A 19,427-nucleotide genomic window follows, 5' to 3' on the forward strand; every position below is an offset into this window, starting at 1 on the left:
TGAGGGGACGGGCCACGACTGAGCGGTGATCAGCGGTTGTTCGAGGCGCCACGGCGGCGCAGCGCGAACATGACACCGGCACCGGCCGCCACGAGCGCGGCCGCGATGCCCGCGATCGCGGTGGTGTTGGAGCTGGAACCGGTCTCGGCGAGGTTCGAGTCGCCACCCGCGGGCGAGGGGGTGTTCTCCCCGGCCGGCGAGGGGGCGTTGCTCTCGGACTCCGACGGCGCCGGGCTCTCCGAGGGCTCGGACGACGCCGGCTCGGACGGCTCGTCCGACGGGGTCGCCGGAGGCGTCGACGCGTCCGCGGGCTTGCAGGCCTCGGACTTGGTCACCAGGTTCGGCTTGATGTCCTCGTCGACCTTGTTGCCGGCCTTGACGTGGATGCGGTACGTGGCGTTCGGCTTCCAGTCCTCGGCGAAGTCGATGGTCACGCCTTCGCGCGAGCCCTTGACCTCCTGGGTGCCGACGAGCTTCTCGTCGGCGCCGTTCGACTCGAGGTAGACGGTCACCGTCGCGGGGACTCCCGAGGGGTCCTTGTCGGTGACACTGATGACGCCCTTGGTTCCGTCGCACTTCGCGACGGCCGAGAACTCACTGATGTTGCAGGCGAGTGCGTTACCGGCAAGGCCGAGCGTGAGCGCGGCCGAAGCGGAGGCAACGCCGAGAATGCGCACGGAACGTGCGGTACGGCGAGATATGGACACGATTGCCCTTCACGGGTTGCACATATAAGAGGGGGGTTGTGGGAGCACTGTGAACAACAGCGATCCCAGATGCCTCACAGGTTTATTGGGCTCTGTCTCCGGTTGTCAATCCGTGTGTCCGTCTTGACCGTTGGCTTTAGCTTTCGTTTGCCTCCGAGAGCCTGGCCAGGGCCTCCGGCGCCTCCTCGACGCGGTCGACCAGCGCGATCCGCGACTCCATGGAGCGGTCGCGGGCGAGGGCCCGCAGGAGCGGCCAGGTCGGCAGGCGGTCCGTCCAGTGGGCCCGGTCCACCAGGACCATCGGGGTCGGTTCGCCGCGCGATTCGTAGTAGTTGGGGGTGGTGTTGTCGAAGATCTCCTGCACCGTGCCGGCCGCCCCGGGGAGGAAGACGACGCCCGCGGTGCAGCGCGCCAGCAGCCCGTCCTCGCGCGTGGCGTTGGCGAAGTACTTCGCGATGTGCGACGCGAAGGCGTTCGGCGGCTCGTGGCCGTAGAACCAGGTGGGCACCCCGACCGACGTGCCGCCCTTCGGCCAGTGCGTCCGGACGTCGAAGGCCGCGCGCGCCCAGTCGGTCACGGAGGGCGTGAACGACGGGGCCTTCGCCAGGAGTCGGCAGGCGTCGTCCAGCGCGGAGTCGTCGTGGGGCGCGGTGTACGCGCCGAGGTTCGCGGCCTCCATCGCGCCGGGGCCGCCGCCCGTGGCGACCGTGAGCCCCGAGCGCGCGAGTGAGCGCCCGAGCCGGGCCGCGCCCGCGTAGGCGTCCGTGCCGCGTGCCAGGGCGTGGCCGCCCATGACGCCCACCACCCGCGCCCCGAGCAGCAGTTCGTCGAGGGCGTCGGAGATCGCGTCGTCGTGCACGGAGCGCAGCATCGACGCGTATATGTCGCGGTCCGCCCCGGTCCGCCGGAACCACGCGTAGGCGCGGGCGTCCGGCGTCCGCTCGTACCCCTGGTCCAGCCCGGCGAACAGCTCGCCGGCCGTGTAGAGGAGACCGCGGTACGGATCGAAGGGCAGGTCGGGCAGGGGCGGGAAGAGCAGTGCGCCGTCGGCGCGGAGCTTGGCCGCCGCGGTCTCCCGCATCGGGCAGCCGAGGAAGACGGCGCCCGCGGCACCGGTGGCCAGCAGTTCGCGCGTACGGTCCGTCAGGTCGACGGCCTGGACGCGGTATCCGGCGAGTGTGCCGCGGGCGGAGACGGTGGCGTCGAACTCCTCCAGCGTCTCGATCTCACGGTCGTCGTGGTGGGCGGCGTGGGCGGGGCTCGTCTGCACCCGCCCATGTAAGCACGGCCGTTCAGCCCTGGACGGCCGCCGGGTCCATCCACATGATCTCCCAGGTGTGGCCGTCCGGGTCGTCGAAGCCGCGGCCGTACATGAAGCCGTGGTCCTGGGTCTCGCCGCTGGCCGAGCCACCGGCCGCGATCGCCCTGTCGACCAGCTCGTCGACCTTCTCGCGGCTCTCGGCGCTCAGACACAGCAGCACCTCGCTCGTCCTCGTCGAGTCCGCGATCTCCTTCTTCGTGAAGTCCGCGTAGCGCTGCTTGCTCAGCAGCATCGCGACGATCGTGTCGCTGATCACGACGGACGCGCAGTTCTCGTCGGAGAACTGCGGGTTGATCGTGAAGCCGAGTTCCGTGAAGTACTTCTTCGAGGCGTCGATGTCGTTCACGGCCAGGTTCACGAAGATCATCTGCTGGTACATCGCGGGTCTCCCGTCGGGGTGGTGTGCGGTTCGCAGGGGTGGACCGGCGGGCCGCCGGAAACTCATCGGTGGCCGGCGGCCCTTCTCGTACGCGCGGTCGAACTCGGCCCGTGCGCCGGGTCAGTGGACCAGCGGCAGCGCCGCCAGCTCGGCCACCGCCCAGGTCAGCGGGCCGAAGACGGCGAACAGCGCGCCGGCGCGCAGGGCCGCGGCGCTGCGCAGCGTCGCCGCGGGCGCCCCGATGCGCAGCAGGGCGGCCGTGGTGTCGGCGCGCGCGTTGCGGGCCTCCACCGCCGCGGTCAGCAGCGTCGCGACGGCGCATCCCGCGACGAGCAGCGCGCCCAGCGCGGTGAGCGGCCCGATGTCGGGGCGGGAGCCGGTGTACAGCGTGGCAGCCGCGTACGCCCCCGAGGCCACCGCGCACACCACGCCCAGCGGCCGTCCGATGCGGGTCGCCTCCTCCATGAGGACGCGCCCGGCCAGCAGCCGCAGCGCGCCGGGCCGCACGGCCTGGAGCAGCCTGCCGCAGACGTGGGTGAGCGCGGGGCCCGCGAGCGCCAGCCCCACGGCGGTGAGCGCCCAGCCGACGAGCACGCCGAGGGGGCCGCCGGTGAAGCCGCCGGGCAGCGCGGGCCCGCCGGGCGCGGGGACGCCGCGGGCCGCGTACGTCTCCACGGCGAGTCCGGCGGCCAGCACCGCGGAGCCCCAGGGGAGGCCGCCGGGGGTGGGCAGCGGGGCCGTCGGGTGGTGCGGGTCGAGCGGGTGCCCGGGCCGTGTGCGCGGGGGCCGGGCACCGGGCGCGTTCCCGGCGGCCGGGTCCGGGGCGTCGTCCGGGCCCGCAGGGTGCTCCGCCTCCGGAACGACGGCGGAGGTCCCGTCACCACCGGTGCCGGGGCGTCCGTGCGCGGCGCCACCGCCGGGCCGTCCCGGGCGGCCGGGCGCCGCGGGGCCGCCCCGTGCCGGCCGGGGCCGCAGTACCAGCGCGCCGGTCACGGACGCGGCGACCGGCACCAGCGCGAGCAGGGTGAGCGTCGCGGGCACCGGCAGCGGCACGTCCGCGGCGAGCAGGGACGCGGCGCCGCCCCCGAACGGGAGGCCGGACAGGTCGCCGCGCAGATACAGGAAGGCGAGCAGGGCGGCCAGCGAGCCGAGGGTGCAGGACAGGGCGGTGGAGACCGCCGAGAGGGCCATCAGCCGGCCGGGACCGAGACCGATCGCCGACAGCCCGGAGCGGGGACGGGTGGCCGGGTCGGTCCGGGCGACCGCCACCGCGAACTGCACCGTGGCGGCGACTGGGGCGACGCACCAGGCCAGCCGGAGCGCGGCAGCGGCGGCGGCGTCGGGGTGGCCCATCGCGTACCCCATCGTGCACAGGAGCAGGAAGCCCGTGCCCGCCGAGGCCGCCGCGACCAGCAGCCGGCGGAGCTGGACGGCGGGCCGGGCGCCGCGGGCTAGGCGGAGAGCGAGCACGCGGCGCGGCCTTCCGTCTCGGCGACCGGAGGCAGGTGGACGGTGTTCACGCGCCGCCCGTCGAGCAGCGACACCGTGCGGTCGGCGAGTGCGGCCGTGTCGGTGTCGTGCGTCGCGAGGACGACGGTGATGCCGTGCGAGCGGGCCGCCGTGGTCAGGGTCCGCAGGACGTGGGCGCGGTCGGCGCGGTGCAGCGGGGCGGTCGGCTCGTCCGCGAAGAGCACGGTCGGCGCGGGCGCCAGGGCCCGCGCGATGGCCACGCGCTGCCGCTCCGCCTGGAGCAGGGCGTACGGGCGCTTGCGGGCGCAGCCGCCGATGTCGAGGCGCTCCAGCCACTCCATGGCGGTGGTCTTGGCCCGGCGGCGGCCCACGCCGCGCAGCATCAGGGGCAGGGCCGCGTTCTCCCAGGCGTTCAGCTCGGGGACCAGGACCGGGGCCGGGTCGATCCAGCCGAAGCGGTCGCGGCGCAGCCGTTCGCGGACGAGCGGGCCCATGGTGTGCACGGGCACGCTGTTGAACCAGATCTCGCCCTGCTCCGCCGGGAGCAGCCCCGACAGGCACTGGAGCAGTGTCGTCTTGCCGCTGCCGCGCGGGCCGCCCACGGCGAGGATCTCGCCCTCGCGCACGCCGAGCGATACGCCGCAGAGCGCGGGCGAGCCGTTGTGCTTGACGTGCAGGGCGCGTGCCCAGAGCACGTCGTTGTCCGGCGGAGCCACCATGGCGTACACCTCGGTTCGGATCAGAAATGCCGTGCGGAGTCCCCCGTCCGGGGGAACGAAGGCAGGGCCGATCGGTCACTGGGCACGCTAGGTAGTCGGGGCCGGGAGGCCGGACAGCACGCGGCCCCGGGCCGCCCATTCTCACTCGAACGGGTGGCACCGGGGCCGGTGTTGACCACTGTTTCGGCTCATCGGCGCCGGGCCGCGGGGGCAGCGCCGGCCTGGAGGCCGGAGCTCAGAGCTTCGCCCACGCCTCCGTCAGGACCTGGCGGATGATCCCCTCGATCTCGTCGAAGGTCGACTGGTCGGAGATCAGCGGCGGCGACAGCTGGATGACCGGGTCGCCGCGGTCGTCGGCACGGCAGTACAGGCCGTACTCGAAGAGCTTCTTGGAGACGAAGCCGTAGAGCACTCGCTCCGACTCCTCGTCCGTGAAGGTCTCCTTGGTGGCCTTGTCCTTGACCAGCTCGATCCCGTAGAAGAAGCCGTTGCCGCGGACGTCGCCGACGATCGGGAGGTCGTGCAGCTTCTGCAGGGTCGACAGGAACGCGCCCTCGTTGTCCAGCACGTGCTGGTTGAGGTTCTCCCGCTCGAACAGGTCGAGGTTGGCCAGGCCCACGGCGGCCGACACGGGGTGGCCGCCGAAGGTGTAGCCGTGCAGGAACGTGTTGTCGCCCTGGTAGAACGGCTCGGCGAGGCGGTCGGAGATGATGCACGCGCCGATCGGGGAGTAGCCCGAGGTCATGCCCTTGGCGCAGGTGATCATGTCCGGCACGTAGCCGAACTTGTCGCACGCGAAGTAGGTGCCGAGCCGGCCGAAGGCGCAGATGACCTCGTCGGAGACGAGCAGCACGTCGTACTGGTCGCAGATCTCGCGGACCCGCTGGAAGTAGCCGGGGGGCGGCGGGAAGCAGCCGCCCGCGTTCTGCACGGGCTCCAGGAACACCGCGGCGACCGTCTCCGGGCCCTCGAAGAGGATCTGCTGCTCGATCTGGTCGGCGGCCCAGCGGCCGAAGGCCTCGGGGGAGACGCCCGAGCCGTCGTCGAGGAAGGCGGGCGCGCGGTAGATGTTGGTGTTCGGAACCTTGTGGGCGCCGGGCACCAGGGGCTCGAACGGGGCCTTGAGCGCGGGTAGGCCGGTGATGGACAGGGCGCCCTGCGGGGTGCCGTGGTAGGCGACCGCGCGCGAGATGACCTTGTACTTGGTGGGCTTGCCCTGGAGCTTGAAGTACTGCTTGGCGAGCTTCCACGCGGTCTCGACGGCCTCGCCGCCGCCCGTGGTGAAGAAGACCTTGTTCAGGTCGCCCGGGGCGTGGTGGGCGAGCCTCTCGGCCAGCTCGACGGCCTTCGGGTGGGCGTAGGACCACACGGGGAAGAAGGCCAGTTCCTTGGCCTGCTTGTAGGCGGTCTCGGCCAGCTCGGTGCGCCCGTGGCCCGCCTGGACCACGAAGAGCCCCGCGAGACCGTCGAGGTAGCGCTTGCCCTTGTCGTCGTAGATGTAGGTGCCCTCGCCACGGACGATCGTGGGGACGGGCGCGTTCTCGTACGAGGACATGCGGGTGAAGTGCATCCACAGGTGGTCGTACGCGGTTCGGCTGAGGTCCTTGGTGGTCACGGCTATCGGGTTCCCCACATGTAGGTCTGCTTCTTGAGCTTCAGGTAAACGAAACTCTCGGTGGAGCGCACCCCGGGCAGGGCCCGGATGCGTTTGTTGATGACGTCCAGCAGGTGGTCGTCGTCCTCGCAGACGACCTCGGCGAGGATGTCGAACGAGCCCGCGGTCATCACCACGTACTCGACTTCCGGCATGGCCGTCAGCGCGTCCGCCACGGGGTCGAGGACTCCCTCGACGTTGACGCCGACCATCGCCTGCCGCCGGAACCCCACGGTGAGCGGGTCCGTCACGGCGACGATCTGCATGACGCCCTGGTCGAGCAGCTTCTGGACGCGCTGGCGCACGGCCGCCTCGGACAGGCCGACGGCCTTGCCGATCGCGGCGTACGGGCGGCGGCCGTCCTCCTGGAGCTGCTCGATGATGGCGAGGGAGACGGCGTCCAACTGGGGGGTGCCGCTCCTGGACTCGCGGGAGTCCCGTGAGTCCCTGGGGTCTGCGCTTCGACTGGCCACGGGCTCACTCTGCACGAGGACTCGACCGTTCCGCAAGGCTTGATCGATGAAATTCGTTGTTTACGCGTTCGAAGCCTGCGGATTTCGCAGATCTGATCCCGTCGAGGGTGTTGAAAACGTCAGAACGAGGATTAGGGTGGGGACTCAGGCATCTCAGGTAGTGGACACCTGAGTCGTTGGACATCCGACAGGAGGGCCGGGCAGTGAGCACCGAGCTGCGTCGTCTGCGCAATTACATCGACGGAGAGTTCCGCGATGCCGCCGATGGACGGACCACCGAAGTGGTCAACCCCGCGACGGGCGAGGCCTACGCGACCGCGCCGCTGTCCGGCCAGGCCGACGTCGACGCGGCCATGGCCGCCGCCGCCGAGGCCTTCCCCGCGTGGCGCGACCAGACCCCCGCCGAGCGCCAGAAGGCCCTCCTCAGGATCGCCGACGCGTTCGAGGAGCGGGCCGAGGAGCTGATCGCCGCCGAGGTCGAGAACACGGGCAAGCCGATCGGACTGACCCGGTCCGAGGAGATCCCGCCCATGGTCGACCAGATCCGCTTCTTCGCGGGCGCGGCGCGCATGCTGGAGGGGCGCTCGGCCGGCGAGTACATGGAGGGCATGACCTCCATCGTCCGCCGCGAGCCGGTCGGAGTCTGCGCGCAGGTCGCGCCGTGGAACTACCCGATGATGATGGCCGTGTGGAAGTTCGCCCCGGCCCTCGCGGCGGGCAACACGGTCGTCCTGAAGCCGTCCGACACGACCCCCGCCTCCACGGTCCTGATCGCCGAGATCATCGGCTCGATCGTCCCCAAGGGCGTCTTCAACGTCATCTGCGGAGACCGCGACACCGGCCGCGCGATGGTCGAGCACCCGACCCCGGCCATGGCGTCCATCACCGGCTCCGTACGGGCCGGCATCTCGGTCGCCGAGTCGGCGGCCAAGGACGTCAAGCGCGTGCACCTGGAGCTGGGCGGCAAGGCGCCCGTCGTCGTCTTCGAGGACACCGACATCGCCAAGGCCGTCGAGGACATCTCGGTGGCGGGCTTCTTCAACGCCGGCCAGGACTGCACGGCGGCCACCCGCGTGCTCGTCCACGAGTCCATCCACGACGAGTTCGTCACCGCGCTCGCCAAGGCCGCGGCCGACACGAAGACCGGGCAGCCGGACGACGAGGACGTGCTCTACGGCCCGCTCAACAACCCGAACCAGCTCAAGCAGGTCGCCGGGTTCATCGAGCGGCTGCCCGCGCACGCCAAGGTCGAGGCGGGCGGCAAGCAGGTCGGTGACAAGGGCTACTTCTACGCCCCGACCGTCGTCTCCGGCCTCAAGCAGGACGACGAGATCATCCAGAACGAGGTCTTCGGCCCGGTCATCACCGTCCAGTCCTTCGCGGACGAGGCCCAGGCCGTCGAGTGGGCCAACGGGGTCGACTACGCCCTCGCCTCCTCGGTGTGGACCAAGGACCACTCCCGCGCGATGCGGATGTCCAAGGTCCTCGACTTCGGCTGCGTGTGGATCAACACCCACATCCCGCTGGTCGCCGAGATGCCGCACGGCGGCTTCAAGAAGTCCGGCTACGGCAAGGACCTGTCCGGCTACGGCTTCGACGACTACACGCGCGTCAAGCACGTGATGACCTCGCTGGGCTGAGCCGACGGCCCGCGCAGACGCGGGCGGGACCGAACCGGCACAGGGGCCCCGGACGGATCGACTTCCGTCCGGGGCCCCCGCGCGCGGGCGCTCCGGCTTCCGGTGCCGGGCCATGGGCGCGGACGCCCCCGGGCCTCCGCGCGCGCCGGAACCGGTCCCGGCGACCCGCGCGTGACACGGGCGCCGGAACCGGTCGGGGCCACTCGCGCGGGCGGCGCACCGGGCCCCGTGCGGGGCTTTCGGCGCGGGCACAGGGGTCCGGGACCCGTACGGGGCTTGCGGCGCGGGCACCGGGGTCCGGGGTCCGGGGTCCAGGAGCGGTACGGGCTCTCTGTGCGCGCACGGGCGTCCGGGACCCGTGCAGGGGTCTCAGCGAGTGCACCGGCGTCCGGGGCCCCGGAGCGTGCGGTGCGGGCGTCAGCCGCTGAACGAGAACTCCGCGGCGCCCGGCCCCCCGCCGCCACGGCCGACGCCTCCGCCGCCCCTGACACCCGCGCCCTTCTCGCCGTCCCCGGGCGCGGGCCTGCGCTCCTCGTGCCCGCCGCAGTCCCCGGGCAGCCCGTGCCCGCCACCGCCGGGTGCGCCGCCGGGCGGGAACGGGAGGTCGACGCCGATGTCCTCCAGAACGGCTGGAGAGGGCGTTCGAGGCGCAGCGGAGGTTCGTCGCGAACGCCTCGCACGAGTTGCGCACGCCGCTCACCCTCCAGCAGGCCGTCGTCGAGGTCGCGCTCGCCGATCCGGACGCCGACGCCGTGTTTCTGCGGGCCGTGTCCCTGCGGGTCCGCGCGGCCGGGCAGGAGCAGGAGCGGCTGATCGAGGTGCTGCTGACCCTCGCGCGCGGCCAACGGGGCCCGCACGAGCGGGAGTACGTGGAGCTGGCCGCCGTCGTGGGCGCGTTGCTGCCGGATGCCGGATGCCGGACGCCGGACGCCGGGCCGCGGGTGTCCGCGGACCTCGCACCGGCCCCGCTCCACGGCGACCGCGGCTGATCGGACGGCTCGTTGGCAACCTCGTCGACAACGCCGTACGGCTCAACCGGCCCGAGGGCGGGGCCGGCTGGGTCGCCTTCTGGACCGGGGCGGTCGGGGGCGCGGCCACCCTGCGCGTCGCGAACACGGGCCCGTGGTGCCGGCGGACCAGGTGGGCGCGCTGTTCGAGCCGTCCCGGCGGCTCGGCGCGCGGCGGCTCAGGGCCCGGGACGGTCCGGGGCACGGCCGAGGGCGCGCGGACCCGCATGCCGAAGGGCTGCCACGCGACACCATGTCGCGCCCCGGCCGGACGGCTCGACGGAGCGTCCATTGCCCGCCCGGGAGGCCCGGCGGGATGCTGCCCGGGTGCGAGCGAACCCGAGGAACGCCCTGTCCCGCCGGACCCTCCTGAGCACCCTCGGAACGGGCGCGTTCGCCGCGCTCGCCGCGGGGTGCGGGGTGCCGGCCGCGTACGTCGACCCGAAGGACCGGGCGCGACGCGACCGGTCCGCCGACGACAAGAGCCTGACCTGGGCGAACTGGCCCCTCTACATCGACACGGACGACGAGGACGAGTCGCGGCGCCCCACGCTGGAGGCCTTCGAGGAGCGCACCGGGATCAGCGTCGCGTACACGGAGGAGATCAACGACAACGACGAGTTCTTCGGGAAGATCAGTCCGTCCCTGATGAACCACCAGGAGACCGGCCGGGACCTCGTGGTGATCAGCGACTGGATGTGCGCGCGGTTCGTGCGCCTGGGCTGGGTGCAGGAGATGGACCGATCCCGCCAGCCCAACGTCACCGCCCACCTTGATCCGCAGCTCCGCTCACCCGCCTTCGACCCGGGCCGGACCCACAGTGTTCCGTGGCAGTCGGGCATCACGGGGATCGCGTACAACCGCCGCAGGGTCGGACGGGAGATCCGGCACGTGTCCGAGCTGTGGGCGGACGACCTCAAGGGCCGGGTGACACTCCTGTCCGGGCTCGACGAGGCGTTCGCCCTGCTCATGCAGGGCAACGGCGTCGACATCACCCGGTGGACCGCGGACGACTTCCACACCGTGTGCGACCAGGTCGAGAGGCTCGTGCGCGAGGGCCGCGTCCGGCGCTTCACCGGCAACGACTACATCAAGGACCTGTCGAGCGGCGACGTCCTGGCCTGCCAGGCGTACAGCGGGGACGTCATCCAGCTCCGGGCGGACGACCCCGACATCGAGTTCGTCGTCCCCGAGGAGGGCGCCGAACTCTGGTCCGAGTCCCTGATGATCCCCGACCTCGCCCGCCACAAGGCGAACGCGGAACTGCTCGTCGACCACTACTACGACCCCGAGGTGGCCGCCCGACTGGCCGCCTGGGTCAACTACGTGTGCCCGGTCCCGGCCGCGCGGGACGTCCTGGCCGACGCGAAGGACGAGGAGACCGCCGCACTCGCCGAGAACCCGCTGATCTTCCCCGACGCCGTCATGCGCCGGCGCCTCGCCGTCGCCCGTGACATCACGGCGAAGGAGCGCACGGAGTTCACGAAGCGGTGGAACGCGATCGCGGGCCTGTGACCGGGCGGCCCGGCCGCGCCGCCGCCGCTTGCATTACTCAACAAAGTGAATAGAGTACGAGTGCAGTAATCGACCTGTTGTCAGGGTGCGGAGGCAGCCGTCGCCGGGCTCCGGCCCGCGCCCGTGCCGCACGGCGGCCCCGAGGAGCCGGGGGCCGCGACGGGCCGGGGCGTCCGTCCGGTTCGACGACCCGGCCTCCGGCCACCCGCAGACCCGATGCCCGTGAAAGGCGGTCCCCCGTGGCGGACAGTGGACAGCTCCGGTACGTAGCTCTCGGCGACAGCCAGACGGAGGGGCTCGGGGACGGGGACGACGTCCAGGGGCTGCGCGGCTGCGCCGACCGGCTCGCGGAGGAGATCGCGAAGGGGTGCCCGGACGTCCTCTACGCCAATCTCGCCGTGCGCGGGCGCCTCGCCGGGCAGGTCCGCGCCGAGCAGCTCCCGCCCGCTCTCGCGCTGCGGCCGGACCTGGCCACCGTCGTGGCCGGGATGAACGACCTGCTGCGTCCGCGCTTCGACGCGGACGAGGTGGCGGGACATCTGGAGGCGATGTTCGCCGCGCTCACCGGGCAGGGCGCCCGGGTCGCGACGGTCACGTTTCCCGACATCGGCCGGATCATCCCGCTGGCCAGGCCCCTCGGCAACCGGGTGCTCGCCCTCAACGCCCGTATCCGCGAGGCGGCCGGACGCCACGGCGTCGCCGTAGCCGAGACCTCGGCCCACGCGGTACTCACCGACCCGCGCCTGTGGAGCCCCGACCGGCTGCACGCCGGCCCGCTCGGTCACGCGCGCATCGCCGCCGCCGTCGCGCACGCGTTCGCCCTGCCGGGCAGCGACGACACCTGGACGCTGCCGCTGCCGGGCGAACTTCCCGAGCGCACCCGGCTGCGGGTCGTGGGGGCGGAGCTGCGCTGGGCCGGCGGCTTCCTGGGACCGTGGCTCCTGCGGCGGGTCAGGGGCCGCTCGTCCGGCGACGGCAGGCAGGCCAAGCGGCCCGCGCTGCTGCCGCCGACGCCCTTCCCGACGACGGCCGAAGCGGCGGCGCCGCCCGCCGCGCCTGCGGCGCAGTCAGTCGCGTCCGCCGGGGAGGCCGTCGTGCCCGCCGTCGGGGAAGGGCCGGGCATCGTTAGTCACCCCCTTGATTAATCAACAGGGTGTTAACTTGGCCCCATGGCGTTGCGCAACGCGGTGATGGCCGCGCTCCTGGAGGGCGAGGCGTCCGGCTACGACCTCGCGAAGGGCTTCGAGGCCTCGGTCGCCAACTTCTGGATGGCCACGCCGCAGCAGCTCTACCGGGAGCTGGAGCGGATGGAGGGCGACGGCCTCGTCTCGGCCCGCGTCGTCCAGCAGGAGCGCAGGCCCAACAAGCGCCTCTTCTCCCTCACCGCCGCAGGACGCGAGGTCCTGCGCGCGTTCCTCGCCGAGGGCCCCTCGAAGCCGCTGGCCATCAGGGACGAACTGATGGTCAAGGTCCAGTGCGTCGACCTCGGCGACGCAGCCGACATGGAAGCCGTACGGGCCGCGGTGGCGGAGCGGGTCGAGCGGGCCGGCACCAAGCTCGCCCGCTACGGGCGGATGCGCGAACGCCTCCTCGCCGGGCGCACCGAGGACGAGTACCTGGCCACGGCGGAACGGGTCGGGCCCTACCTCACCCTCCAGGGCGGCATGGCCCTGGAGCGGGCGAACCTCCAGTGGGGCGAGAGCGCCCTGAAGCGGCTGGCCCAGCGCGCGGAGGCGCTCGGCGCCCGGCCGCGGCCCCGCCCGGCCGGCGCCTCCCCGGCGGCCTGACGCGCCGCACGGGGTCCGGCCGTGGGAGCCCGCCCCGTCGGGCTCCCGTCCGAACGGCCCGTGTCCCGTAGCGCGACTCAGCGGGCGAACGCCGCAGCCACGATCCGTTCGGCCACCGGGTTCATCGCCTCGCTCTTGGCGTCGGTCGCGTTGACCGAGTACACGAGCGTGCGGGACAGGTCACGGGTGGCCGCGAGCAGCGTCGTGTACCCGGGCCGGGAGCCCGACTTGAGCCACAGGCCCCTGCCGTCCCCCGCGTCGTAGTACTGGAGCCCGGCACTCATGGTCGCGCCGGGTACGTCGGGAAGGGTGAACATCTCCCGGTCCAGCAGCGGCCGGGGGACCAGCCGGCCGCGGAACAGCGCGAACAGCAGCCGCTCCAGGTCCGCGGTCGTGGAGATCATGTCGCCCGCGGCCCACCGGTCCGACATGTTCCACTCGGTGGCGTCCACCAGCCTGCCGTCGGTCAGCCGCTGGTAGCCCCGGTTGTGCGGGCCGTGGACGCGCGGGTCGGGACCGCCCGGGAAGGACGTGTGCCGCATCCCGGCCGGCCGCAGGACGCGCACGGCCGCCTGGTGCTCGTACGAGTCGCCCGTGATCCGCTCGATGAGCAGGCCGAGGACCGTGTAGCCGATGTTGCCGTACTCCTGGCGGCTGCCCGGCCGGAACGCCGGGCCCTCGGCGACGGAGGCGGCCACGACGTCCTCGGGCGTCAGCGTCTCGTACCGCCGCTCGTACCCCTCCCCGGCCACGTCGCCCAGGGACGCGCCCGGCTTCAGTCCGCCGGTGAACGTCAGCAACTGCCGTACGGTGACGGGCTCGAACGCGTCGGTCAGCAGGCCCGGCAGGTAGGTCTGCACATGCCCGTCGAGGTCGACCGCGCCCTCGGCGGCGAGCTGCAGCACGACGGCCGCCGTGACCACCTTGGTCGTGGAACCGGCCCGGAACCGGCCGTTCTCCAGGGCCTTGCGCCCACTGGCGAGGTCACGCACCCCCGAACTGCCGTGCCAGGCACCGGCCGTGCCGCCCACGCGTACGAGCGCGGCGGTCGCGTCGTCGTCCGGCAGCCCCGCCAGCGCCCGGCGCAGGGCAGCGGCGTCGGGGCCTGGGGCCTCGCGCACCACGGCCGCGGCGGTGGGCGCGGGGGACGCGGCGACGGAGGTGCCCGCGAGCGGCCCGGCCGTCAGGCCGAGTACGACAAGGGCGGCACAGGTGGTACGGACTCGGACGCGCATCGGCTGACTCCCGGGGTGATCGACGGCCTTCATCGTCCGGCCGTCGGCCACCGTCGCGGATCGTCTGCCAGGAGGGCTGCGCCCCTACCCGTACCCCGAGCAACTGCCTTTCACCGCAGGGGTGTTGCTCGGGGATCACCCCTAGGGCCGGTCGGCCGCCGGCCGGCGTGCGCGCAGTGCGCGGAGCGTGTCGACGCGGTTCGTCGTGATCGAGTCGACCCCCGCGTCGAGCAGCCGCCGCATCGAGCGCCGGGTGTCGGGCGTCCAGGCTGACACCAGATGACCGCCGCGGTGCACGCGGTCGACCAGCTCGCGGCCGACCAGGCCGAAGCGGTAGTTGAGCCATCGCGGCCGCACCGCTTCGAGCAGCCCGGCCCGCGGGGGAGCCAGACTCGTCCAGGTCAGGGCGATCTCCGCGGCGGGGTCCGCGGCCCGGACGGCGAGCATGGCCTCGGCTCCGGCGCAGTAGTACACCCGCTCCCGCGCGCCGAGGTCGTGGACGGCGCCGACGATCCGGCGCACGGACCGGGGGTCCGGGGGGCCCGGCAGGTCGACCATGAACCGGCCGTCGTCGACCGTTCGCAGCGTCTCCTCGAGAGTCGGCACACCGCCGGAGGTGAGACCGCGCACCTCGTCCCACGACAGCGACCGCAGCGGTCGCTCGTGCCCCCACAATCGCTCCAGCGTGCCGTCGTGCAGCAGCACGGGCACGCCGTCCCGGGTGAGCCGGACATCGATCTCGACGGCGTCCGCGCCCCGTTGGAGCGCGGAGCGCACGGAGGCGACGGTGTTCTCACGGACGCGGTAGGGGTCGCCGCGATGGGCCACGGCAGTCACGGTGCGCATGGGCACCATTGTGCTGGCTCGCGGCGCGCGGCCACCGCCTCAGGGCGCGAGCCAGGCCGCGGTGTACGTGTCGATCTCCTCCGACAGCCGTGCCTTGCCGGCGGCGTCGAGGAACGACGCCTCGACGGCGTTCCTGGCGAGCGCGGCCAGGCCCCGCTCGTCGAGGTCCAGCAGGCGGGCGGCGACCGCGTACTCGTTGTTGAGGTCGGTGCCGAACATCGGCGGGTCGTCGGAGTTGACGGTGACGAGGACGCCGGCTTGGACGAACTCCTTGACCGGGTGCTCGTCGAGGGTGCGGACCGCGCGGGTCGCGATGTTGGAAGTGGGGCACACCTCGAGCGGGATCCGGTGCTCGGCGAGGTGGGCCAGGAGCCTCGGGTCCCTGGCGGAACTGGTCCCGTGGCCGATGCGCTCGGCGCGCAGGTCCGTCAGGGCGTCCCAGACCGTCCCGGGGCCGGTGGTCTCGCCCGCGTGCGGCACGGAGTGCAGGCCCGCGGCGATCGCGCGGTCGAAGTACGGCTTGAACTGCGGCCGGGGGACCCCGATCTCGGGTCCGCCGAGACCGAAGGAGACCAGGCCCTCCGGGCGGACCTTGTCCGCGGTGGCGAGCCGGGCGGTCTCCTCGGCGGCCTCCAGCCCGGCCTCGCCGGGGATGTCGAAGCACCAGCGCAGTACGGTGCCGAAGTCCGCCTCGGCCGAGGTGCGGGCGTCCTCGATCGCGTCCATGAACGCGTTCTCGTCGATGCCGCGCCGGGTCGACGAGAACGGGGTGATCGTCAGCTCCGCGTACCGGATCCTCTGGCGCGCCATGTCCCGGGCGACCTCGTACGTCAGCAGGCGCACGTCCTCGGGTGTGCGGATCAGGTCGACGACGGACAGGTACACGTCGATGAAGTGCGCGAAGTCCGTGAACGTGAAGTAGTCGGCCAGGGCCTCGGGGTCGGTGGGGACCTTGGAGTCGGGGTGGCGGGCGGCCAGCTCCGAGACGATGCGGGGGGAGGCTGACCCGACGTGGTGCACGTGGAGTTCGGCCTTGGGCAGTCCGGCGATGAAGGCGTGCAGTTCGCTCGGGACGCTCGTGTCACTGCGGTCGGTCAAGGGTCTCTCCCCGGGAACGGCGCCCGGCGCCTGTCCGGCGGGGCGCGTGTGATCGGCTGATCGATGGTTCGGGATCATCGTAGGCCGACGGCCGGGGAGAGCCGGGCCGTAGCATGACGGCAGGTACGGCAGAGGGGACCCCACGCATGTCCGACGACGCACGGATACCTGGTGCGCCGGGCGACGACGGACCGGATCCGTGGTCCCCGCCGGAGCGCGGTCCCGCGGCCGGACCCGCCGGACCGGCGGGCCCCGGGGACACGGTCCCGCGGCCGGGCGTTCCGCTGGACAAGCCGCCGGCCGGGCCGAGCCCCTGGGCCGCGCCCGCTGACGCCGCGCCCGCGGGTGCCGCGCCCCCGTCCGTGCACGACCAGCACACGGTCACCTCGCTGCCGGGCGCGGTCCTGCCGCCCGGCGGTGCCACGGCCCCGGCGAACCCGTTCGCGCCGCCGGACGCGTCCGGCGGCCGTGCCGCTCCGTACGGCACGGCGTACGGGGCTCCCGTGCACCCCTTCGCGCCGCCGGCCGGCCCTCACCCCGGGGCCGGTTCGGCCCTTCCGCCGCCGCCCGTGGCCCCGGACGGTCCGGGCGGGATGCCGTACGGATACGGCTACCCCGCCGCTGCCGGGTACGGCGGGGGCGGGCCCGGCCACGGGGTTCCCGGCGGCCAGGGCTACGGCTGGCCCGGGATGCACCCGGTGATGCCCCCGATGCCGAGCAACGGACTGGGCACCGCGGCACTCGTGCTGGGGATCATCGCGGCGGTCGGCTTCTGCCTGTGGCCGGTGGCGCTCGTCTGCGGCGTCCTCGCGGTGATCTTCGGGGCGATCGGCCGGGGGAAGGCCCGTCGGGGTGAGGCGACCAATCCGGGCCAGGCGCTGGCCGGGATCATCTGCGGTGTGGTGGGGATCGCGCTGGGTGTGGCGTTCGCCGTCGTCTTCTTCTTCCTCGCCGGTGAGGAGAGCGTTGATTCGCCGGACGGCTCGGAGGGCGGCTACAGCGCCGCGCTGACGCCTCGCTAGCGGGCCTTCGCGTTGCTTCTGTCGTGAGGCTCGGCTGCCGTGGTCGTGTTGCGCAGTTCCCCGCGTCCCTGGGGTGGCCTGCCCGGGCGTTGCTTCTGTCGTGAGGCTCGGCTGCCGTGGTCGTCCTCGCGCAGTTCCCCGCGTCCCTGGGGTGGCCTGCCTGGGCGTTGCTTCTGTCGTGAGGCTCGGCTGCCGTGGTCGTCCTCGCGCAGTTCCCCGCGCCCCTGGGAGGGGCGCGGGAACGTGCGCGCCCACACCCCTCAGGCGGAGGGCAACCGCAACCGGTCGCGAGCTTCCATCAGGGCGAACCCGAGCAGATTCGGCCCGAGCCATCGCTCGGGGTCGAGCGCGCGCTCGTCGTCCGCGGCCAGACCGATCCCCCAGATGCGGTCCACGGGACTCGCCTCCACGAGCACCCGCTCGCCGGTCCCCAGCAGGAAGCCCGCCAGCACGGGGTCGGAGGCGAACTTGTGCACGCTCCCCTCGACGACGAGCGAGAACCGCTCCCGCCTCCACACGGCTTCGTCGAACCCCCGCACGAGCCGCCCGGCCTTCTTGGCCCCGGCCGGGTGCCCGGCCTCCAGCGCGAGCCGCTCGGCGGCCGGGTCGTCGAACAGGCGCGCCTTGCCCGCCATCATCCAGTGCTCGGCCGTCCGGTACTCGACCCCGTCCACGGTGAAGGGCGACGGCCACCACTGGCTGAGACAGCTCGCTCCCACCCGCCCGTCAGGCCGCGGCCGGTGCCCCCAGAAGTGCAGGTACTTGACCTTCTCGCCCGACCGGACCGCATTGACCAGCGTGTCCTGTGAATCGATCTTCCCCATGCACGCGAGTCTGGCACGCACCACTGACAATCCGTCCTGCCTTTTCCATGGGGACTCGACACCTGGTCGACAGATTCCGTCGCGTAACCAAATGGCAACAACGGAATCACTTGTTGGAGCACACTTGCTCTGCCAGGATCGGCACTCAAATCGAGCTGGAGCTACGCCGACCCCTGGACCACGGGGAGGACGGCGGAGGAGAGCGACATGCACAATCCGGGCCATCGCTTCCAGGCGCAGGACCGCTTTGCGGACGGCGCCCAGTACATCGCGGGCCGACTGGCGAGAGGCACGTCCGGCCGCACGCACGCGGTCGTCGATCCGGCCACCGGGGACGAGGTCCTCGGCTACGAACTCGCGGGGGCCGAGGACGTGGACGCGGCCGTCGCCGCGGCCCGCGGGGCGTTCCCGGGCTGGGCGGCCGCCACTCCGGGCGAGCGCTCCGACGCCATGCACCGCTTCGCCGCCGAACTGGCCGACCACGCGGAGGAGTTCGCCCAGGCGGAGTCCCTGCAGTGCGGCAAGCCGATCAAGCTGACCCGGGAGTTCGACGTCCCGGGCACCATCGACAACACGGCGTTCTTCGCGGGTGCGGCACGCCATCTGCAGGGCCAGTCCGCCGGCGAGTACTCCGGCGACCACACCTCGTACGTACGCCGTGAGCCCATCGGGGTCGTCGGCTCGATCGCGCCCTGGAACTACCCCCTCCAGATGGCGGCCTGGAAGATCCTCCCGGCGATCGCCGCGGGCAACACCGTCGTCCTCAAGCCGGCCGAACTGACCCCGCTCACCTCCCTCCTGTTCGCCGAGGCGGCCACCCGGGCGGGCATCCCCGACGGCGTCGTCAACATCGTGACCGGCGCGGGCCGGGACGCGGGCGAGCACCTGGTCGGACACCCCGACGTCGCCATGACCTCCTTCACCGGCTCCACCGCGGTCGGCCGGCGTGTCGCGGAGATCGCCACCTCCACCGTCAAGCGCCTGCACCTGGAACTCGGCGGCAAGGCCCCCTTCGTGGTCTTCGACGACGCGGACCTGGAGGCCGCCGTGCACGGCGCGGTGGCGGGATCGCTGATCAACACGGGCCAGGACTGCACGGCGGCCACGCGCGCGTACGTCCAGCGGCCCCTCTACGAGGAGTTCGTCGCGAGGACGGCCGACCTCATGGCGACCGTCCGGCTCGGCGACCCGTTCGCCCCGGACACCGACCTCGGCCCGCTCATCTCGTTCGCCCAGCGGGACCGGGTGGCCGGGTTCGTCGAACGGGCGCGCTCCTACGCCCGCGTGGTCACCGGCGGCGAGGTCCCGAAGGGCCTGGAGCACGGTGCCTACTACCGGCCCACGCTCGTCGCGGACGCGGCGCAGGACAGCGAGATCGTGCAGTCCGAACTCTTCGGACCGGTCCTGGTGGTCCTGCCCTTCGACAGCGACGACGAGGGCATCGCCCTCGCCAACGACACCCCGTACGGCCTCGCCGCGTCGGCGTGGAGTCGTGACGTGTACCGCGCGAACCGTGCCACACGCGAGATCCAGGCGGGCTGCGTCTGGGTCAACGACCACATCCCGATCATCAGCGAGATGCCGCACGGCGGTTACAAGGCGTCCGGCTTCGGCAAGGACATGTCCGCGTACTCGTTCGAGGAATACACACAGATCAAGCACGTCATGTTCGACAACACCGCAGTGGCCAGGAAGGACTGGCACCGCACGATCTTCGGGGACCGCTAGCC

17 protein-coding genes and 1 pseudogene are annotated in these 19,427 nt (G+C 72.8%); 7 read left to right on the plus strand and 11 right to left on the minus strand.

All coding sequences use genetic code 11. The features are described 5' to 3' along the window. Positions 1–29: 29 nt before the first annotated feature. From IE265_RS31565 to IE265_RS31595, 7 genes are all read right to left on the minus strand, one after another. Complete coding sequence (locus IE265_RS31565) at positions 30–707, minus strand: LAETG motif-containing sortase-dependent surface protein (protein ID WP_190039168.1); 678 nt, start codon at positions 705–707, stop codon at positions 30–32. A 136-nt stretch (positions 708–843) separates the two neighbouring features. Continuing rightward, complete coding sequence (locus IE265_RS31570) at positions 844–1,977, minus strand: LOG family protein (RefSeq protein WP_190039169.1); 1,134 nt, start codon at positions 1,975–1,977, stop codon at positions 844–846. A gap of 22 nt (positions 1,978–1,999) precedes the next feature. Beyond that, positions 2,000–2,407 (minus strand): VOC family protein, encoded by a 408-nt coding sequence (locus tag IE265_RS31575; RefSeq protein ID WP_190039170.1) that lies wholly within the window; start codon positions 2,405–2,407, stop codon positions 2,000–2,002. Positions 2,408–2,527: 120 nt separating this feature from the next. Continuing rightward, the gene (locus tag IE265_RS31580) at positions 2,528–3,877 is read right to left on the minus strand and encodes a hypothetical protein (protein WP_190039171.1); all 1,350 of its coding nucleotides are present in this window, start codon (positions 3,875–3,877) and stop codon (positions 2,528–2,530) included. Then, on the minus strand, positions 3,859–4,596 hold the full coding sequence (locus IE265_RS31585) for an ABC transporter ATP-binding protein (protein WP_190039172.1): 738 nt from the start codon (positions 4,594–4,596) through the stop codon (positions 3,859–3,861). Before IE265_RS31585 ends, IE265_RS31580 begins: the two co-directional genes overlap by 19 nt. 235 nt (positions 4,597–4,831) lie before the next feature. Further along, on the minus strand, positions 4,832–6,229 hold the full coding sequence (locus IE265_RS31590; RefSeq protein ID WP_190039173.1) for an aspartate aminotransferase family protein: 1,398 nt from the start codon (positions 6,227–6,229) through the stop codon (positions 4,832–4,834). Then, positions 6,214–6,738, minus strand: coding sequence for an Lrp/AsnC family transcriptional regulator (locus IE265_RS31595; protein WP_190039174.1), 525 nt, complete (start codon positions 6,736–6,738; stop codon positions 6,214–6,216). Before IE265_RS31595 ends, IE265_RS31590 begins: the two co-directional genes overlap by 16 nt. Positions 6,739–6,926: 188 nt before the next feature. On the opposite strand from IE265_RS31595, the gene IE265_RS31600 reads away from it, so the two are divergent. The 5 genes from IE265_RS31600 to IE265_RS31620 all read left to right on the plus strand — a co-directional run bounded on the left by IE265_RS31600 (position 6,927) and on the right by IE265_RS31620 (position 12,672). Then, the gene (locus tag IE265_RS31600; RefSeq protein WP_190039175.1) at positions 6,927–8,363 is read left to right on the plus strand and encodes a gamma-aminobutyraldehyde dehydrogenase; all 1,437 of its coding nucleotides are present in this window, start codon (positions 6,927–6,929) and stop codon (positions 8,361–8,363) included. A 683-nt stretch (positions 8,364–9,046) separates the two neighbouring features. Further along, on the plus strand, positions 9,047–9,352 hold the full coding sequence (locus IE265_RS38730; protein ID WP_229916752.1) for a sensor histidine kinase family protein: 306 nt from the start codon (positions 9,047–9,049) through the stop codon (positions 9,350–9,352). 345 nt (positions 9,353–9,697) lie between these two features. Then, positions 9,698–10,885 (plus strand): ABC transporter substrate-binding protein, encoded by a 1,188-nt coding sequence (locus tag IE265_RS31610; RefSeq protein ID WP_190039176.1) that lies wholly within the window; start codon positions 9,698–9,700, stop codon positions 10,883–10,885. A gap of 239 nt (positions 10,886–11,124) precedes the next feature. Then, complete coding sequence (locus tag IE265_RS31615; protein WP_190039177.1) at positions 11,125–12,030, plus strand: SGNH/GDSL hydrolase family protein; 906 nt, start codon at positions 11,125–11,127, stop codon at positions 12,028–12,030. A 24-nt stretch (positions 12,031–12,054) separates the two neighbouring features. Next, positions 12,055–12,672 carry a PadR family transcriptional regulator gene (locus IE265_RS31620; protein WP_190039178.1) on the plus strand — a complete coding sequence of 206 codons (618 nt, stop codon included), beginning with the start codon at positions 12,055–12,057 and terminating at the stop codon, positions 12,670–12,672. A gap of 77 nt (positions 12,673–12,749) precedes the next feature. On the opposite strand, the gene IE265_RS31625 is transcribed toward IE265_RS31620, so the two are convergent. The 3 genes and pseudogenes from IE265_RS31625 to IE265_RS31635 form a co-directional block, all read right to left on the minus strand. After that, a complete protein-coding gene (locus tag IE265_RS31625) occupies positions 12,750–13,907 on the minus strand; it encodes a serine hydrolase domain-containing protein (RefSeq protein ID WP_190039179.1) in 1,158 nt (385 codons plus the stop codon). Between the two features lie 141 nt (positions 13,908–14,048). Beyond that, positions 14,049–14,753 carry a glycerophosphodiester phosphodiesterase gene (locus tag IE265_RS31630; protein ID WP_190039180.1) on the minus strand — a complete coding sequence of 235 codons (705 nt, stop codon included), beginning with the start codon at positions 14,751–14,753 and terminating at the stop codon, positions 14,049–14,051. A gap of 39 nt (positions 14,754–14,792) precedes the next feature. Then, a pseudogene (locus tag IE265_RS31635) lies at positions 14,793–15,966 on the minus strand (adenosine deaminase). Positions 15,967–15,997: 31 nt separating this feature from the next. On the opposite strand from IE265_RS31635, the gene IE265_RS39030 reads away from it, so the two are divergent. Then, positions 15,998–16,873: a DUF4190 domain-containing protein gene (locus IE265_RS39030; protein WP_268255879.1), complete on the plus strand. Its 876-nt coding sequence runs from the start codon at positions 15,998–16,000 to the stop codon at positions 16,871–16,873. A gap of 260 nt (positions 16,874–17,133) precedes the next feature. Here the strand turns inward: IE265_RS39030 and ybiA are convergent, their stop codons facing one another. Next, on the minus strand, positions 17,134–17,697 hold the full coding sequence (ybiA, locus tag IE265_RS31645) for a riboflavin biosynthesis intermediates N-glycosidase (protein ID WP_190039182.1): 564 nt from the start codon (positions 17,695–17,697) through the stop codon (positions 17,134–17,136). Between the two features lie 207 nt (positions 17,698–17,904). On the opposite strand from ybiA, the gene IE265_RS31650 reads away from it, so the two are divergent. Continuing rightward, positions 17,905–19,425: a gamma-aminobutyraldehyde dehydrogenase gene (locus tag IE265_RS31650; protein WP_190039183.1), complete on the plus strand. Its 1,521-nt coding sequence runs from the start codon at positions 17,905–17,907 to the stop codon at positions 19,423–19,425. Positions 19,426–19,427: the final 2 nt, after the last annotated feature.

Source organism: Streptomyces fructofermentans, from assembly GCF_014651055.1.
GTDB classification, from domain to species: Bacteria; Actinomycetota; Actinomycetes; order Streptomycetales; family Streptomycetaceae; genus Streptomyces; species Streptomyces fructofermentans.